Below are 17,213 nucleotides of genomic sequence, written 5' to 3'. Positions count from 1 at the left end.
CGCTGATGGTCGAGGACGCCGTGCGGGCCGCCCTTCTGGAAGACTGGGGCCGCGCCGGCGACATCACCGCCCAGGCGACGCTTGGCCCCGATACCCGCGCCCGTGCCGTCATCGCCGCGCGACAACCCGGCGTGCTTGCCGGTCTCGATCTCGCCGCGACCGCTTTCCGGTTTGCCGATCCTTCGATTTCAATCGAGACGTTGCTGGACGATGGCGCACGCCTGGCTCCGGGCGACATTGCTATGCGGATCGACGGCCCGGCCCGCGGCGTCTTGTCGGCGGAGCGCGTGGCGCTGAATTTTCTCGGCCATCTTTCAGGCGTGGCGAGCGCGACGGCGCGGTTTGCCGATCTGGTCGCGCACACGGCGGCGCGCATCGTCTGCACCCGCAAGACCACGCCGGGCCTCAGGGCTTTCGAGAAATACGCGGTGCGCTGCGGCGGTGGCGCGAACCACCGCTTCGGCCTCGACGATGCCATCCTGATCAAGGACAACCACATTGCGGTGGCCGGCGGCGTGCGTGCGGCGATCGAGGCCGCGCGCGCCTTCGCCGGTCATCTCGTCAAGGTCGAGGTGGAAGTCGACACGCTGGCGCAGCTGGAAGAAGCACTTGCCGCGCGCCCCGACGTGGTGATGCTCGACAACATGGCGCCGGACACCTTGCGCAAGGCGGTCGCCATTGCCGACGGTGCGGTGACGCTCGAAGCCTCCGGCGGCGTCAACCTGGAGACCGTGGCGGCCATCGCCGAGACCGGCGTCGACCTGATCTCGGTCGGCTGGATCACCCATTCCGCGCCCGTGCTCGATCTGGGGCTCGACATCGAGATCGGCTGAGCCTTCTCCGGCCTATTTCAGCTGCCCGAAGACCTCGCCCGCAATGTCCTCGAAGACGCGCGCCACCCAGGTTCCCGGCAGCCGGGCAGGACGCGCCAGCGCCACGCGATGCGCCGGCACCGGGTCTTCAACGGCCAGATGCGCGACCGTGCCGCCGTCGTAGGTGGTGCGATAGGGAAGTTCGGTTGCAAGAAGACCGACGCCAAGTCCGCTCGCCACCATGGACCGCAGCATTTCCGTCGAGCCTGTTTCCAGCGCGATCTCTGCGACAAGACCACGCGACTGGATCACGGAGACGAAATAGTCCCGGCTTTGCGGCAGATTGACGAGGATGAGCGGGTCTTTCAGCAGGGTTGCCAGATCGACCGAAGAGCGCCCGGCCAGCGGATGATCGCCGGCCACCAGCGCATAGGGCGGAACGTCGACGAGCGGCACCATCTCCACGTCGCCGGTGGTGCCGAAGTCATAGACCAGCGCAAGGTCGATGCGTCCGCTTTCCAGCCAGGCATGCAGGGTTTCCAGATCGGCCTCATGCAGCTTGAGCCGTGCACCGGGAAGACGGGCGCGAAAGGCGCGGATCAGGGCCGGGACATAGCGTGGTCCGAGTGTCGAGAAGACGCCGAGTTCCAGAACCGGCGGCAGCACGCCCGTCCCGTCGTCCGCCGCCAGAAGCGCGCGCATCTGGGCGCGCAGGCTGCGAAACTCGGTGAGCTTGCGCCGCCCGAAGGGCGTTGGCGTCATGCCCTGGCCGGCGGCGCGGCGAAACAGCGGCTGCCCCAGCGTTTCCTCAAGGCGCGTCACTGCCAGCGATACCGAGGGCTGCGACACATTGACGAGACGTGCGGCCGCCGCCGTGCTGCCGGTCTCCGCGACGGCGATGACATAGTCGATCTGGCGAAAGCCGATGGGTATAGGTTCCATTTATTGACTTTATGAAAAATCAATATTTCTGGCTATAGCAGATTGCTCCCTATCCTTGCGTCTTCTGCGAGAGACGGGAGACGACCGGACAATGGACACGGACAAGACGACCCGCCCGCTTGAGGGGCTTCGGGTGATTGATTTTAGCCGGGTTCTGGCCGGCCCCTATTGCACGGCGATGTTTGCCGATCTCGGTGCCGACGTCATCAAGATCGAAAGTCCGAAGGGCGACGATTACCGCCATGTCGGCCCGTTCAGGGACGGCGAGAGCCTGCTGTTCCAGGCGGTGAACCGGGGCAAGCGCTCGATTGCGCTCGACCTCAAGGACCCGGAGGCGGTCAAGGCGGTGCGTGCGCTTTGCAGGACCGCCGATCTCGTGGTGGAGAACTTTCGTCCCGGCGTGATGGAACGGCTGGGGCTCGGTCCGGAGACGCTTCGGGCCGCTAATCCGCGTCTCGTCTATCTCAGCGTGTCCGGTTTCGGCCAGAGCGGGCCCAATGTCGCCCGTCCCGCCTATGACATCATCGTTCAGGCCATGTCCGGGCTGATGCATGTCACCGGCGAACCCGACGGGCCGCCGACGATGATCGGCGAGGCGCTCGGCGATGTGGCCGGCGGGCTTTTCGCCGCCTGGGGCGCGATGGTCGCGCTTTTCGAGCGCGAACGCACGGGCCACGGGCGCCACGTCGATGTCGCGTTGTTCGACAGTCTCGTCTCCATGATGCCCGTGACCTCGGCGCGCGTTCTGCTCGCCGGCGAAGAACCGCAGCGCACCGGCAACCGCCATGCGCTTTCCGCGCCCTTTGGCACCTATCGCGCTGCGGACGGGCATTTCGCCGTCGCCGTTCTCAACGACAGGCTGTTTCAAACCTTCTGCAACACCATCGGCGCGCCGTCGCTTGCCGAGAATCCGCATTTCGCGACGGACACGCTCAGACGTGAGAACGAGCCGATGCTGGCCGCGATCATCGAGGCCTGGTCGGAGTCGCGCACGACGCAGCAGGTGGTCGAGGCGCTGGGCGATGCCGGAATTCCGGCCGCGCCGATCGAGACGGCCGGTCAGGCATGGCGCTCCGCGCAGGCCGGCAGCCGCAATTTGTCGGTCGAGGTCGAACATCCCGGTCTCGGCCCTGTGCGCGTCCCCCAGCAACCGGTCCATTTCGGCGGAGCACCGCGCACGGGCGGATGCGCGGCACCCGCACTCGATCAACATCGCGAGGAGATCCTCGCAGCCCTGTGCGAAGGAGAAACGCGATGACACCGGACCTGGCCGAACACGAAACGGCAATCGTCAACGAGATCGAACGGTTTGCCGACAATGTCCTGCGGCCGCAGGCTGCCGCCATCGACGAGGAAGCCCGTTTTGCCATCGCGCATCTCCAGGCTTTGGGCGACATGGGGATCATGGGCATGAACCTGCCGGAGGCCTACGGTGGCGTCGAGCTGTCGGGGCCGGCACTCTACCGGGCGGTGGAGCTGATCGCCGGCGCCTGCGGGTCGACCGCGTCCATGCTGACGGCGCATTTCCTGGCGACCGACTCCCTGCTCATCGGCGGCGATGAGGCGCTGTGCGAGCGTTTCCTTCCGGCTGCCGCGGACGGCCGTGCGCTTGGCGCCTTCGCGCTGACGGAACCGGAGGCCGGCTCCAACCCGGCCGACATGCGCAGTTTCGCCGCGCCGGAAGAGGGCGGATACCGGCTGAAGGGATCCAAGTGCTTCATCTCCAATGCGGGCGCGGCGGACTTCATCGTCGTCTATGCCAAGACCGACAAGGCGGCGGGCGCACGCGGCGTGAGCGCCTTCGTCATCGAACCGAAGCAGATGGAAGGCATCGAGATCGGGCCTCATGAAAAGACCATGGGTCTGCGCGGCGGACACGTGTTCTCGCTGACCTTCGACTGTCACGTTCCGGCGGAAAACCGTATCGGAGCCGAGGGCACCGGGTTTCGCACCGCAATGAAGGTGCTGGACAACGGCCGCATCGAGGTGGCGGCGCAGGCGACCGGCATTGCCGCTGCCGCCCTCAACGACGCGATCGCCTATGCGAAGGAGCGCAAGGTCGGCGGCCATCCGATTGCCGACTTCCAGGGGCTGCAGTGGATGCTGGCGGACATGGCCACCGATCTGGCGGCTGCCCGCGCGCTCGGTCATCAGGCGGCCGCCAAGCGGGGGGGACGCGACCGCTATTCCACGGAATCGGCCTTCGCGAAGCTCTATGCCAGCGAGGCGGCGTGGCGGATCGCCGACAAGGCGCTGCAGATCCATGGCGGCTACGGCTACACGCGCGACATGCCGCTAGAGCGCTACTTGCGTGACTTGCGCATTTTCCGCATCTACGAGGGGTCGTCGGAAATCCAGCGCACGATCATCGCGCGCGGCCTGCTGGCCTGAGTGTCACGTGCGTTCGCGCCCGCCATGCGCGCGGGTGCGAACGCTGTTCCGGTTTGGCCGCCGGCGGTCTATGCTGACACGCTGTCGTCTCTTGCCGGTCCGGGGCCGTGATGCCGAAGTTCGCCGCCAACCTGAGCATGCTCTTTACGGAAGTCGATTTTCTCGAGCGCTTCGATGCGGCTGCGGATGCCGGATTTTCCGGCGTCGAATTCCAGTTTCCCTATGCCCACGAGATGGGCGACCTGCAGGAGCGGCTGACCCGCTGCGGCCTGACGCAGGTCCTGCACAATCTGCCGCCCGGCGATTGGGACGCGGGCGAGCGCGGCATTGCCGCCCTGCCGGACCGGGTGGATGAATTTCGCGACGGTGTGGAGACCGCGCTACGCTATGCAAGCGTGTTGGGATGCCGCCAGCTCAACTGCCTTGCCGGGATCGCACCCGAGGGGGCCGATCCGCGCCTCTTGAATGCCACTCTGGTGGAGAACCTGAGATACGCCGCCGAGCGTCTGGGCGAGGTCGGGATCCGCCTGCTTGTCGAGCCGATCAACACCCGCGACATCCCGGGCTTCTTCCTGAGCACCTCCGCGCAGGCGCTGGAAATCCTCGATGCCGTCGGCTCGCCCAATCTGGCGCTGCAATACGACATCTACCACATGCAGGTAATGGAGGGCGATATCGCCCATCGAATCCGGGAAATCCTGCCGCGCATCGCGCATATCCAGTTCGCCGATACACCGGGGCGCCATGAGCCGGGCACGGGCGAACTCAACTACCCCTTCCTGTTCGCCCATCTCGACAGCATCGGTTACGACGGCTGGGTCAGCGCGGAATACCGGCCGGCGACGACAACGCGCAAGGGCCTTGGCTGGCTGGCTGAGGCGGACGCCGGCAAATCCTGACAAATCAGATCGGCGGCCGGCGAGGGTCAGACGACGATGAGATGCGGGCGCGGCGCAATTGCCTCGTCGTCGCGTGCTGGCGCATCGCCAGCCTCCGCATCGCCGAAACTCGACACGGCGACCCCGCCGGCCTCGCTTTTCGCCTGGAGTTTCAGCCGCGCGATATGGTTGCTCAACAGATCGAGATTCTCGATCGACAGCCCCTTGGGAATGTGGAGAACCGCAATGGAGCAGGTGAGCAGCGGATATGTCTGTGCCCGCCCGCGCCGGTCGTTCGCCACGATATAGCCCTGCGTGCGGTGTTCGGCGCTGTAGAGGCTTTCGACCTGATGGGCAAAATCCTTGCGCAGATCGCCCATCAGCCTAGCGAGCCGCTCGGGCGGCCATTCGTCGAGGCCGACGAAATAGTCGTCGCCGCCGATGTGGCCGACGAAGGCGTGCAGGGTGTCGAGCTGGCGTTTCAGGAGTTCCGAAAACAGGATCAGCGCCCGGTCGCCGATGCGAAACCCGTAGGTGTCGTTGAAGGGCTTGAAGTTGTCGAAATCGATATAGATGAACGCGCGGTCGATGTCGGCATTCGCGCAGGTGCGCACAACATGGTCGGAAATCGCCGAGTTGCCGGGAAGCTTCGTCAGCGGGTTCTGTTCCTGGGCAAACCGAAGCCTTGCATCGTTCGACAGTTTCAACAAGGCGTTCGGCAGGAGACACCCGGCATATTGGCCTGCGCGTGTCATCACGATGCCGTCGTTGGGCTCGCTGCCGCCGACATCCACCAGCCGTTCGAGCGGTGCGTGTATGTCCGCGACGGCGCAAGGACGAATGAAGCGTCCCAGATGGTTGTCGATTGTCGGATTGAGCAGCAGGTCGCGGCCGTAGGACATGTAGAGAAAGGACTTGAGGTCGGATTCCCGGATAATGCCCCTTGGCTCGTTGCGCTCGTCGACCACTGGCAGGATGGTCTGGGTCGGGTTCGCGCGAAAGATCTCCAGCGCCTCGGCAATGCTCGCGCTCCGGCAGACCGGCGCGAGCCTCTCCATTTCCCGGTTGAGAACGTCGAGATCGGCCGACTTGCGCGCGCTCTTGCGCTCGTTGAGCTCGCCAATCGCGGAATAGACGGATTTTGCCTCTGATGGATCCACGAAGGGGCGGGCGACCAGGAACCCCTGCACCAGATCGCAGCCGACATCCCGGCACGCGCGCAGCTCAGAAGGGGTCTCGACGCCCTCCGCCACCACCCGGATGCCGAGCACATGCGCGAGATCGACGACGCTCGAGACGAAAAGGCGCTTGCGGGCATCGTTTTGCAGCGCCGTGATGAAGAAACGGTCGATCTTCAGGATGCCGGGTTCGTATTGATAAAGCAGCCGAAGCTGGGAGTGGCCCTGCCCGAAATCGTCGATCGCAAAGCTGAAGCCTTCGTCGCGCGCGGCCTGGACGAAGCGGTGCAGATCCGCCTCGTCGAAACGGGAGGCGATTTCGGGGATCTCGAGACAGAGGTTGGACGGATTGAGCCCGTTGCGCTGAATGGCTTCGACCATTGCGTTGAGCGGCTCCGCCTCCGGTGCGAGGCCACGCCCGTCGACGTTGAGAAAAAGCTTCGCCTTGCCAGCGTCGGAAAACCGCGCGAACCGGGCAATCGCCTTGCGCTGAAGCACGGCTTCGGCGGGTCTCAGGCAGGCGTTTTCCGCAGCGAAGTCGAAGACTTCGGTCGGGGTGTGAAAGCCGAGCTTTTCGCTGCCGCGCAACAGGGCCTCGAACCCGTAGGTCGCACCGGACTGAATGTCGACAATCGGCTGGAACGCATGCTCCAGCGTTGCTTCGACCTGTGCGAGAAACAGCTTCGGCGTGCGTTGCGCGTGCCACTCATGCATCAGCGCGTCGTCGCTCATCCTCGGTCCCTTGTCGCAATGTCATGTCCTGGCCGGACAAACCCGTTCCGGTTTGCGGATCCGACCCTGGTGCGGGCAATATCCTGTGTCGGCCTGTCACGCCGACCGGGTCGTGGAAGCGTTGCCACGACCGTCAAATGATCCTGCTTGCGCAATTGAATCCGTTGCCATCGGCCCCGGACGCGCGGACACTGCCCCAAAGGTGTAAATGATCTATGTTCAGGATATTACATACGTATTTTTACGTATAAAATTCGGGCCGCCGACGCGAAGCCATTGGCGGATCGGCCGAAATCCGGGCAACCCGGCGGGAGCCGGCGTCAGCTCCAGCCGCCGCCATAGGTCTTGTAGAAAATGTGCTGCCCGATCTTTTCCAGGCGTTTCATCTTGCGTGCCCAGCGCGGGCTGACATAGGTCGCGTGATAGTGGGTCGAGGCGCCCACGCCCTCCAGGTAGCGCTGGCCCGAAACCGTTTCGCGCGCGACCTTCTGCGCCTGTGCCCAGTGCTTTTTCTCGCCGATGCGGTCGCGAATGCCGTCGCAGGCGAAGGAGAACTGACAGCGGTTCCGCATGTGGCGGTTCTGGTAGACAACCTTGCAGATGGTGTTTGGATAGGTGGGATTGCGCACGCGGTTCAACACCACTTGCGCCACCGCGACCTGTCCGTTGAGCGGCTCGCCGCGCGCCTCGAAATAGACGGCTTCGGCAAGGCAGCGCTGCTCCTTGGAGGTCACGACACTTTTCGGCAGCGGGCTGGTTGCCCACCAGTAGGGGTCGCCCTCGCGCTTGGCCTCTTGCGTCACCTCCGCCGACAGGTCGGACCCGCCGAGCAGGGCCTCGAATGGCGCGCGCACATCGTCCATGTTTTCAGGCGCATAGGCTGAGGCAAGCGAGACGCTGGTGGCCGCGACGTTGCGTGCCATGGCCAGACGGGTGAGATCGAGCGGGCTGGCGGAGCCGTTTTCTTCCGCCTTGGCAAGCATGGCGGCCGTGCCTTGCGGAACGGTGGTGCGCACGAAGGCGACCCGCGGCATGTCCGAGGCGCGTTCGCTCTCAAGCACGCTGCCAAGCGCATAGACGGATCCGGCGGCAACGCCGACCATCTGCCGGTCCGGCGCCATGGTCACGAAGCGGTCGCCCTTTGCGGCGCGGTTCACCGGCGTGTGCGCCGGCGGTTCGGTGGGACGGCTGTCCTTGACGAAGGTTTCCAGACCGCGCACCACGGCCGGATCGCTGCCCGGCGCGGCATTGGTGACGGCGTAGTCCGGGGTATCGCCATTGCGGGATTTCGATGCGTCGGCGAGCACGAGGCTGGGGGCCTGGCTGCTGCTGTGCGGTGACGCCTCGATGGCGGACATCCAGCGCGGCGCGTCGCCGCGGGTGGCCTCGATGAGGGCCGAGATATCCTGCTGGGCGATGGTTCCGCCCCACGCCAGAAAGAGTGCCGGTGTCAGGACCGCAAGCCGTGCCGTCCCGCCGAGGCGGCCTCGCGCCTTGCGGCTGCGTGCGGATACAGTTTTCCCCTTGCCAGTCATGCGCGGCAACTCCGGTCCTTACGAAATACACTAGGGGCCGGCACGAAAGACTTGGCTATCGCGCTGCCATAACCGTTATCGTCGTCGCTTAACCTTGAAAGAGAGTTAATGCTCCAAGAATTCCGCGAAATCCTTTGCGTTCGCCGGCAGGCGGCGCCCGATCTTGGTTAACGCGATCCGTCGATTTTTACGGAAGGTCTTGGCGCTACGCTGTTTTTCAGAACGGGCAGGGGGAGACAAAATGGCAGGGGCGGCCACCGGTCGGGTGGCGGATCGTGAGGCTGGCGGCGTGAAGCTGCAACCGCTCCGCCGCCTCGAACGCGGCGCGATGGGCATAAAGGGGATCGCCGAGGATCGGATGGCCGAGGGTCAGCATGTGGACCCTGAGCTGATGCGAGCGTCCCGTAAGCGGATCGAGGCGCAGGCGTGTCGTCGTGTCGCCCCATGCGATGACCTGCCACTCGGTGCGCGCACTCCGGCCGCCGGCGGGATCGACATGCTGGCGCGGCCGGTTCGGCCAGTCGCAGGCAAGCGGCAGGTCGATGGTTCCGCAATCGGCCGTCACATGGCCCCAGACCCGCGTCTCATAGTGTTTGGAGACATGACGCCGTTCGAACTGGAGGCCGAGGTGGCGGTGGGCGTTTCGGTTGCGCGCAAGCACGATGACGCCGGAGGTGTCCATGTCGAGCCGGTGGACGATGCGCGCACCGGGAAAGCGCGCCTCGGCACGCGCGATCAGGCAATCCGCGAGATCGGCGGTCTTTCCGGGGACCGTGAGCAGGCCGCTCGGCTTGTCGAGCACGAGAAGGTCGTCGTCGGCATGCAGGACGACGAGGTCGGGCGACGCGGGCGGCGCATAGGCGCGCGGAGCGGGCGGTGTGGACAGCATGGACCGTTTATCGCGCAACCGGCGCCCGGTGCAAAGCCGTCGCGTCGGCAAACCCGTCGGGCAATTGCACTCAGCGTCCGCCGACACGAAGGCCGAGGGCGGGGCGTTCCTTGAGGACCTCGTGGCGAAACCGGAAAAGGGCGGCCGGGCGTCCGCCGGTCTGGGTCGATGTTTCCCCGGTCGGCTCCACCAGATCGCCCTTTTCCACCAGCCGGCGGAAGTTCTGCTTGTGGATATGGCGCCCGGAAATTGCCTCGACGCAGCGTTGCAGGTCGGTCAGCGTGAAGGCATGCGGCATGAGCTCGAACACGACGGGCCTGTACTTGAGCTTCGCGCGCAATCGCGAGATCGCCGTCGCCAGGATGCGGCGGTGGTCGTAGAGCATCGCCTGGCCGAGCGGGGGCGAGGCGGGGCGTTCGAGCGCCGCCGGCCGCCCGTCGCGCCGCGCCTCTTCCAGGAGGCCGGCCTCGTAGAGCAGTTCGCAGCGGTCGAGGACCTTTTCCTCGTCCCAGCTTCCGTCCTGGATGTCGAAAGCCTGGTGCACCCGGTCCTCGCGCGACTGCGCGCGCGGCGGACTGCCCGCCGGCACGGGCGCTTTCATCCACTGCTCGAGGGCGGGCAGGATCTCTCGCGTCACCACCGCGGGGCGGCCGGCACGCCAGTCCTCCCAGGGAAAGAAGTCGTACCAGGACCGCCAGTGCGCGTGTTGCTGAGCGAGCGCCTCGTCGGAGCGGCTCGTCTGTCGGGCAAGCGCGAGATAGCCGACAGACACCACATGCGGACCGGTGTCGGAGTGGATGTGGTGCCGGCCCCGGTCGCCGAAGGTGTATAGCTGTTCCACATAGCCGAGCTTGAGCGCCGTTTGCTCCTCCACCCATTCACGCAGCCCGATCTCGAAGGTGCGGTGGCGGGTCGGGTCGAACGGACCGAACGGCAGACCGTAGGGCGGTGCCGCCTGTCCGCCGGGAGCGATCGTCAGCACCTGCGGATAAGGGTCGGCGACGGCGACGATGACGGCGTTCAGTCCGATTTCGATCATCGCGGCGCCGTTGCGTCCGGAGCGCCGAGCGGTCCGCCGAGGTCGAGCGTGAAAGGCGTGCCCTCGAAGGCGTCGGCGCCGCGGCCGATTGCCGCGATGGCGGCGCTCATGCGCCCTTCGCGCCCGAGCAGGCCGTCGGCAAATGCCACGAGCCGGGGGTTCGGTGTCGCCGAGGGCGAAAGCTCGCGCAGTTGCCGGGCAAGCGCCTCTTCGCTGGTTTCGGGCTGAAGCGCGCAGGCGGTGATATAGGCGGCCGCCGTGGACCGGCTGATCCCGGCGAAACAATGGATCACGATCGGTCCGGAAAGGTTCCAGCGGCGCACGAAGCCGATCAAGTCCCGCACATGGGCCTCCCCCGGCGGTGTCAGCCCTTCCGTCGGAGCGGTGATATCGTTGAAGGCGAGGAAGAGGTGATTGTCCGCGACGACCGAAGCAGGCCGGGCGACCTGCGTGCCGCCGCTGATCAGGGTGACGAGGTGGCGCGCGCCGGTGCGCTCCACGGTTTCTTCCAATCGCGCCAGCGAGCAAACGGTGATCATTGCCTGTCCCTGTGGTTCCGGATCTATCGCCATCATGCCTTACTTAGGGCGCTGTCGGGTGTCGGTCAGTGCGATGCGGCGCGCAAGGAGTCGATTTCACCAAAGCGCTCGAGAAAGCGGTCCTGGGCGCGTGCCGCCGGGAGCGCCGCAAGGCCGAGGCGAGGGTCGCCGCTGTCGTCTCTCGCGTAGCCGCGCGGCTTGCCGAAGATCCGCGCGGCTTCGTCGTGGCCGAAGCCGGCAAGCTCGACCGCCTCGAAATAGGCCGCGAGCGTGTCGGCCCGCTTGGTCAATGTCTTCAAACGCGCCGGCGTGATGGCGGGCAGCGCGAAACGCAGGTGGATTGCGCCTTGCAACCGGGCCTCGATCTCTTTGTAATTGCCGCCCATCACCGCCTTGAATGGCGAGATCATGTCGCCGATCACATACTCCGGCGCATCGTGCAAGAGGATGATCAGCCGGGCATCGGGCGACAGGTCCGGTTTCAGCTCGCGCGCCAGATCCTCCACCAGCAGCGAGTGTTCTGCGACCGAAAACGCATGATCGCCAACCGTCTGGCCGTTCCAGCGTGCGACGCGGGCAAGCCCGTGGGCGATATCCTCGATCTCGACGTCGAGCGGCGAGGGGTCGAGCAGGTCCAGCCGGCGTCCCGAGAGCATGCGCTGCCATGCGCGGGGGGCGGTGGCTTTCTGGATCCTGGACGTCGTTCCGCTCACGCGTCGCCGCCTGCGGTCGCCGGCCAGACGAAAGTCGCCCAGGCGGGAAGATGTGCCTCGATGCAGACGTCGCCGGCGAGAATCGGCTCGCCGCGCGTGCGGGCCCCCTCGACCCGGTCGAGACGCACCATCGCAAGACCGGCCGCACCATCCGTGGTGCCGAGTGTTCCGGCCGCCTTGCCGCCGGCGGTGACGGCACTCCCGGGGGCGGGAAGCGGGGCATCGGCCTTCACACGCACGATCCGCCGACGGGCGGTGCCGCGATGCTGCATCCGGCTCACGACTTCCTGTCCGACAAAGCAGCCCTTGTCGAAGGCGACGCCATGGAGATCGTCCATGTCGGCGTCATGGGGGAAGGCGTCGCCGAACTGGAAGTCGTGCGGGGCTTCCGGCAGCGCGAAGGCGACGCGTCGCGCATGATAGGCGCCTTCATCGCTCTCGCGAAAGCCGGAGGGACGCGGAGCCTCGCCTGTGCCGGTTTCGGCCAGGACGCGGTGGCCGAAGGACGCAAGGCGCGGATCGGGCAACGCAATACCGGACACGCCTGTCGGTGCGACGTCGCCCCAGGTCGCGATGACGCGCCAGCTGTCGCTCGCGTCTGCGATTTCGACCTTGGCGCGCAGCTTATAGAACCCGAGCCGCTTGGCGAGATCGGCCGCAATCGATGAATGGCTGTCGAGGAGATAGGCGCCGTCCTTGGCGAAGATCAGGAAATCGAACAGGATCTTGCCCTGCGGCGTGAGAAGGGCACCATAACCCGCCCCGTCGCTGTCCACGTCGTCCAGATCGCAGGTCACGAGGTTTTGCAGGAAGCCGCGTGCCTCGTCGCCTGCGACCCGCAGGACCCGCCGCTCCGTGAGCGGCACCCACAGGCCGCCCGCATCGGTCTCGTCGCTGTGTGCCGTCTGGTTCATGAGAATCCTCCGCCCGGTGTCCTGCACGCGAGATAGGCCGGATTACGCCGGCCAACAAGAGGGCGCGGACAACTGCGGCCCGAACGGACGGGAAGCGGGGCGCCGCACGTCGGGGCAACGCGGTCGCAGCAGGCGCAAATGCCCGGCATCGCGGGCGCGCGACCGATGCAATGCGGATGGTTTGCACTGGCGCGGCGGGACCGGATCCGGATAGATGTTCTCTACCCGCCGGCGTTGTGTCGGGGGCAGAGAAGGTTTCTCACGGTCATGTGTCGCCTGGCTGCCTATCTTGGGACGGAAATTCCGCTCGAGAACATCATCGCAAGACCCCGCCATTCGCTGCTGGTGCAAAGCCAGGACGCGCGCGAGGCCAAGCTCAGGGTCAATGGCGACGGCTTCGGGATCGCCTGGTACGGGCATTCGCCGGAACCCGGTCTCTTCAAGGATGTGCTTCCGGCCTGGGCCGACACCAACTTGCCGAGCGTGTGCCGTCTGGTGCGGTCACGGCTGTTTCTGGCCCATGTCCGGGCGGCGACCACGGGGGCTTCGTCGCGTGACAACTGCCATCCCTTCGCCCATGGGCGCTGGGCCTTCATGCACAATGGCGGGCTTGGGGATTTCCCGCGTCTGCGCCGCGACATGGAGGCCTGCATCGCCGACACGTACTACGCAACCCGGCGCGGCACGACCGATTCCGAGCTGTTCTTTCTCATGATGCTGACGAACGGTCTCGACCAGGACCCGCAGGCGGCGTTGCAGCGCACGCTCGACCAGGTCACGCAGATCGCGAAAAAGCGTACGAACGGAGCCTTGCCGCTCCGCTTGACCTGCGCGTTTTCCGACGGCGCGCGCATCTTCGCCTTTCGCCATGCGGACGACGCGAGGGCGCCGAGCCTTTATCTGTCGGAGTGTCTGGACCACGGCGGGCGGGCCTTCGCCTCCGAGCCGCTGGAGGGGCCCTGCGCGCGTTGGCGGAGCGTGGAGCCGGATATCCTGTACGAACTCTCGGCAAGGGACGAACGCCGACACGCGCTGGGCGTGCCGGCCTGACGCCGGCACCGAGCGCGTCAGGCGGGGCTTGGCAGCGAACCGCGTCCGCCGAAATTGGCCGACAGATTGGCGATCCGCGCGCGGGCCGGGATCGGCCGGATGGTGAAGAGGCGCGGGATGCGATGGTCTGCGACGTCCGAGGCCAGCGCCATCAGCGCTTCGATGGTCTCGCCGATCCGGCGGTGCGTTTCCGTCTCGATGCGAATGCGCCGCCAGACGTGTCGCTGCACAACGAAATCCATGCAGGTCTTGAGGTCGGGGATCAGGAATTCCAGGTCGAGGGTCGGCAGGCCGAGATAGGCGCGCAACTCGTCGAAGATCGTTCTCAGCACCGCCGCATAGGCCGTTTCCTCGGAATTCGGCCGCAGCTCGTTGATGTCGAGGCACTGGATCTGCGCTTCTTCGCGGGCGGTCTCCACGAAGGCCGTGATCTGCGCGCTGGTGAGCTTGCAGGTGCCGTCTTCCAGCGCGAGCTGTTTCATCAGCAGCGATGCCTCGAAGATATCGAGAATGCGCCGCGACAGGGCGTGGACCAACTCGCGCAGCGCCCGTTCCTGGACGGGATTGCATTCGACGAAGTTCATTTCGACGATGTCGAACAGACCCGCCTCGAAGGCTTCGCTGACGTTTCGGAAACAGGGGTTCTGCTCGAGCAGTCGGTTGACGACCGGCAGGGCGTCCACTTCGACCGGGCAGTCGGACATGCGAATGTCGTTGATGTCGGTAAACATGGGTTGGGCTTTGCGTTCCGGTACGGGTGACGTTTTGAACACAGCGGTCTCCATCGCGGACTCAGGCATCCGCGCTTTCTGTCATGTCTTTTTTGATTGGCCGGCCGGATTTCGGTCGTCTTGGTTAAACGATTCCGAATCGCGCCCTGAGTCGCAACGAAGAAATGATTTTCGAACGCAAGGAAATTTGCGGAATTCCGGCGGTTTTCATGTGGACAAGGCCGAATCGGTCGTCATTCCGGCCCTGGGGGGCGCGGTGCGCCCGCCGATCCGTCGAGGTGTGATTGCGGTCACGGATGCCGCCTGGCAACCGGAATAGCCTGCGGCGGATAACCAGGGATTCATGGATCCAGGATATCACTTTCTCAAGGTCCGGGGACGACAAAGGCGATGGGTGTGCGGATGAGCGATTTGGCAATCAAGACCTCGACAAATGGTGGCGGGATGAGACGATTCGGTCTGCATGGCGCAATGCTTGGATTGGCGGTCGCCCTTTGCGCAACGCCGGCGATGGCGCGCGACACCAAGCCGCCGGAGCCGGTCTCCGCCGAGAGCAAGGACGCCGGGGCGGCCCTTCTTGCCGAGGCGCCGGTGCAGATTCTCGTGTCGCTCAAGGCGCAGACCCTCGATGTCTATCGCGGTACGCAGCTCATCGAGAGCACGCGGATTTCTTCCGGCAAGAGCGGGCACGGCACGCCGACGGGGATCTTCAGCATTCTGGAAAAGCGGCGTCGCCATTTCTCCAATCTCTACAACAACGCACCGATGCCCTACATGCAGCGTCTGACCTGGTCCGGCATTGCCCTGCACGAGGGTCGTGTGCCGAATTATCCGGCCTCCCATGGCTGCATCCGGCTGCCGCGCGGCTTCGCCAAGAACCTGTTCGGCCAGACGGAGCGCGGCGGTCATGTGATTGTCACGCGCGAGCGCACACGGCCGGAAGGTGTCCTGCATGCCGCCCTGCCGCGGTCCGGGGTGGGTGAAACCGAGGTCGCGAGCCTCGACACCGATGCGGTCATGCTGCGTCCGGCCCTTCCCGGCGCGACCGACGATGACGGACCCGCGACGGTCGGGTCGATCGACCGGGCGGCAGACACCGCGAAGGCCGAGCCGCGCGATCCGTTGCGGATCCTGATCACGCGCACCTCGGCACGCGAGCGGCTGCGCGACACGCAGCGCGTTCTCGACGAGTTGGGATATGCGCCCGGCCCGGTCGACGGGGTGATGGGCCGCAGGACCCGCGCTGCCATCGAGCTTTTCCAGGAAGGCGCCGATCTGCCCGTGACCGGCGAGGCAACCGATCTGGTGCTGCGCGCGCTCTATGCCGCAGCCGGCGAGACCGGCCCTGCGACCGGACGCCTTTACGTGCGCCGCAAGTTCAAGGAGATCTACTCCGCCAATATTGTGCTGAAGGATCCGGATGCGCCGCTCGGCACCCATCTTTACACGGTGATCGATGCCGGAGGGAAGACGAGCGCGCCGCGCTGGATGAGCGTGACCGCCGCCGCCGCGCAGGAGACGGATGCCCACCGGGTGCTCTCGCGGGTCGAGTGGACGCCGCAGGCCCGGGCCTTCGTGGAGGACCGGCTGGCGCTCGGCTCGTCGCTGATCGTGACAGACCGTCCGTTCCGCCTGCACTCCGGTCTCGGCACCGACTTCGTGGTGACGACCCGCCAGTAGCTCGCGCGGCTTGCCAAACCGACACCATTGTCATGAAAAACGCACCGGCGATCCCGATCAGCCGGTGCGTTTTGCCGTTCCGCTCCCCTTCACCTTTTGCGCCGGCCTTCGCGCGATGGCGTTTCGCCGAAATGATCGCGATAGGCACGTGAGAAATTTCCCACATGGGCGTAGCCGACGGCTGCGGCGACTTCCTTGACGGCACGGGTGCCGCTGGCCAGCAGCGCCTGTGCCGCGGTCATGCGTTCGGCTCGTAGAAAGGCTGCGCAATTGTTCCCGGTCGTCTCGACGAACAGCCGGTTGAGCCGGCTTGCGCTCATGTCCACCTGGGCTGCCAGGGTTTGGACGGTGTTCGGGGCGGACAGATCCGCGCGAATGCGTTCGATGGTGGCCTGAAGCGCGGCGCCTTGCCAGTCGGCTGCGTCGGGCGCAGACGCGGGCTCTTCGGGAAAGGCACTGTCGATCGCGTCCGCCAGAAAAAGCGCCGCAGCCCCTTCCAGGCGGATCCGCCGTGCGCCGCCCTGAGAGCGCGGGGCGAACAGACTGGTGGCGAGCCCGCGCATCCGGCTGGTGGTCGTGATGGCGTTCGCGACGCAGACTTCGCGGGTCTCGTCGAGATAGGCGCCCATCCGCGTGCTCATCTGCGTGTCCAGGCGCTCGCGCAACCATGACAGTGTCGCGACGACGGAGACGTGGCGCACATGTGCGCCGGCCTTCAGATGAAAGCAGGTTCCGGGCATGTCGATTCGGCTCAGAAGCGTCTGTTGTCCGCGTCGCGGGATGCTTCGGCCGTCGGGAAGCTCCATGACCGTCTCTCCGACCAGATGAAGACTGCCTCCGACCCACGCGGTGTCGAGGGACGGATTGACGGCGAGCGTGCAGGTTTCGGTCGCCTGGAACTCCCCGAGATAGAGCAGAAGGCCGTCGTCGAAACGCATCGAGGAAAACCGACCCCTTGCGCCGGGGACCGAAAACAGGTCTCCGCCCTTCAGGTCGAACGGGTAAAGCGGCACGCCGTCGCCCCTGTTGCGATGTCCGGATGTCATGCGTGATCCGCCATGGGGTGTTTCCTCTCCAGTATGTGGCAGCGTCAGGCGGTTTCGGAGGTGAAACTCCGACCGAAGATAAACTTGAAAAAAATGATAAGCCTTTGTCGTAGCTTGAGAAAAATCCATTTTATACGGTCTGCG

17 protein-coding genes are annotated in these 17,213 nt (G+C 65.7%); 7 read left to right on the top strand and 10 right to left on the bottom strand.

Annotation, left to right across the window (positions count from 1 at the left end; all coding sequences use genetic code 11):
* Nucleotides 1-5: 5 nt before the first annotated feature.
* Nucleotides 6-833, top strand: a complete 828-nt coding sequence (gene nadC, locus G572_RS0121140; protein ID WP_208979188.1) for a carboxylating nicotinate-nucleotide diphosphorylase — start codon at nt 6-8, stop codon at nt 831-833.
* Nucleotides 834-845: 12 nt separating this feature from the next.
* Here nadC and G572_RS0121135 read toward each other — a convergent pair whose 3' ends face one another.
* The gene (locus G572_RS0121135; RefSeq protein ID WP_037547554.1) at nt 846-1,754 is read right to left on the bottom strand and encodes a LysR family transcriptional regulator; all 909 of its coding nucleotides are present in this window, start codon (nt 1,752-1,754) and stop codon (nt 846-848) included.
* Between the two features lie 91 nt (nt 1,755-1,845).
* On the opposite strand from G572_RS0121135, the gene G572_RS0121130 reads away from it, so the two are divergent.
* The 3 genes from G572_RS0121130 to hyi all read left to right on the top strand — a co-directional run bounded on the left by G572_RS0121130 (nt 1,846) and on the right by hyi (nt 5,044).
* Nucleotides 1,846-3,012 carry a CaiB/BaiF CoA transferase family protein gene (locus G572_RS0121130; protein ID WP_029060160.1) on the top strand — a complete coding sequence of 389 codons (1,167 nt, stop codon included), beginning with the start codon at nt 1,846-1,848 and terminating at the stop codon, nt 3,010-3,012.
* The gene (locus tag G572_RS0121125; RefSeq protein ID WP_029060159.1) at nt 3,009-4,145 is read left to right on the top strand and encodes an acyl-CoA dehydrogenase family protein; all 1,137 of its coding nucleotides are present in this window, start codon (nt 3,009-3,011) and stop codon (nt 4,143-4,145) included. Before G572_RS0121130 ends, G572_RS0121125 begins: the two co-directional genes overlap by 4 nt.
* 110 nt (nt 4,146-4,255) lie before the next feature.
* Entirely contained in the window at nt 4,256-5,044 is a 789-nt protein-coding gene (hyi, locus tag G572_RS0121120; protein ID WP_029060158.1) for a hydroxypyruvate isomerase, read from the top strand.
* A 26-nt stretch (nt 5,045-5,070) separates the two neighbouring features.
* Here hyi and G572_RS25140 read toward each other — a convergent pair whose 3' ends face one another.
* The 7 genes from G572_RS25140 to ygfZ all read right to left on the bottom strand — a co-directional run bounded on the left by G572_RS25140 (nt 5,071) and on the right by ygfZ (nt 12,562).
* Nucleotides 5,071-6,933, bottom strand: coding sequence for a bifunctional diguanylate cyclase/phosphodiesterase (locus G572_RS25140; protein ID WP_051242878.1), 1,863 nt, complete (start codon nt 6,931-6,933; stop codon nt 5,071-5,073).
* 320 nt (nt 6,934-7,253) lie between these two features.
* On the bottom strand, nt 7,254-8,468 hold the full coding sequence (locus tag G572_RS0121110) for a cell wall hydrolase (protein WP_029060157.1): 1,215 nt from the start codon (nt 8,466-8,468) through the stop codon (nt 7,254-7,256).
* A gap of 217 nt (nt 8,469-8,685) precedes the next feature.
* Entirely contained in the window at nt 8,686-9,357 is a 672-nt protein-coding gene (locus G572_RS0121105) for a pseudouridine synthase (protein ID WP_029060156.1), read from the bottom strand.
* Between the two features lie 70 nt (nt 9,358-9,427).
* Complete coding sequence (locus tag G572_RS0121100) at nt 9,428-10,396, bottom strand: NUDIX hydrolase (RefSeq protein WP_029060155.1); 969 nt, start codon at nt 10,394-10,396, stop codon at nt 9,428-9,430.
* Entirely contained in the window at nt 10,393-10,935 is a 543-nt protein-coding gene (locus G572_RS25135; protein WP_051242876.1) for a tyrosine phosphatase family protein, read from the bottom strand. The genes G572_RS0121100 and G572_RS25135 overlap by 4 nt, the downstream gene beginning before the upstream one ends.
* 65 nt (nt 10,936-11,000) lie before the next feature.
* Nucleotides 11,001-11,591, bottom strand: a complete 591-nt coding sequence (locus G572_RS0121090) for a YfbR-like 5'-deoxynucleotidase (protein WP_051242874.1) — start codon at nt 11,589-11,591, stop codon at nt 11,001-11,003.
* 53 nt (nt 11,592-11,644) lie between these two features.
* Entirely contained in the window at nt 11,645-12,562 is a 918-nt protein-coding gene (gene ygfZ / locus G572_RS0121085; RefSeq protein ID WP_084650420.1) for a CAF17-like 4Fe-4S cluster assembly/insertion protein YgfZ, read from the bottom strand.
* A gap of 267 nt (nt 12,563-12,829) precedes the next feature.
* On the opposite strand from ygfZ, the gene G572_RS25130 reads away from it, so the two are divergent.
* A complete protein-coding gene (locus tag G572_RS25130) occupies nt 12,830-13,612 on the top strand; it encodes a class II glutamine amidotransferase (protein ID WP_051242872.1) in 783 nt (260 codons plus the stop codon).
* 17 nt (nt 13,613-13,629) lie between these two features.
* Here G572_RS25130 and G572_RS0121075 read toward each other — a convergent pair whose 3' ends face one another.
* Nucleotides 13,630-14,316, bottom strand: a complete 687-nt coding sequence (locus tag G572_RS0121075) for a hypothetical protein (RefSeq protein WP_156884773.1) — start codon at nt 14,314-14,316, stop codon at nt 13,630-13,632.
* Between the two features lie 4 nt (nt 14,317-14,320).
* Between G572_RS0121075 and G572_RS26395 the strand changes: the two genes are divergently transcribed.
* Both G572_RS26395 and G572_RS0121065 read left to right on the top strand, forming a co-directional pair.
* Complete coding sequence (locus tag G572_RS26395) at nt 14,321-14,662, top strand: hypothetical protein (RefSeq protein WP_156884771.1); 342 nt, start codon at nt 14,321-14,323, stop codon at nt 14,660-14,662.
* A 125-nt stretch (nt 14,663-14,787) separates the two neighbouring features.
* Nucleotides 14,788-16,023, top strand: coding sequence for a L,D-transpeptidase family protein (locus G572_RS0121065; protein WP_037547823.1), 1,236 nt, complete (start codon nt 14,788-14,790; stop codon nt 16,021-16,023).
* 89 nt (nt 16,024-16,112) lie between these two features.
* Here the strand turns inward: G572_RS0121065 and G572_RS25725 are convergent, their stop codons facing one another.
* On the bottom strand, nt 16,113-17,069 hold the full coding sequence (locus G572_RS25725; protein WP_029060150.1) for a helix-turn-helix domain-containing protein: 957 nt from the start codon (nt 17,067-17,069) through the stop codon (nt 16,113-16,115).
* Nucleotides 17,070-17,213: the final 144 nt, after the last annotated feature.

This window comes from Stappia stellulata DSM 5886, from assembly GCF_000423705.1.
Taxonomy (GTDB): domain Bacteria; phylum Pseudomonadota; class Alphaproteobacteria; order Rhizobiales; family Stappiaceae; genus Stappia; species Stappia stellulata.
This window is presented reverse-complemented; position numbering and strand designations above follow the sequence as displayed.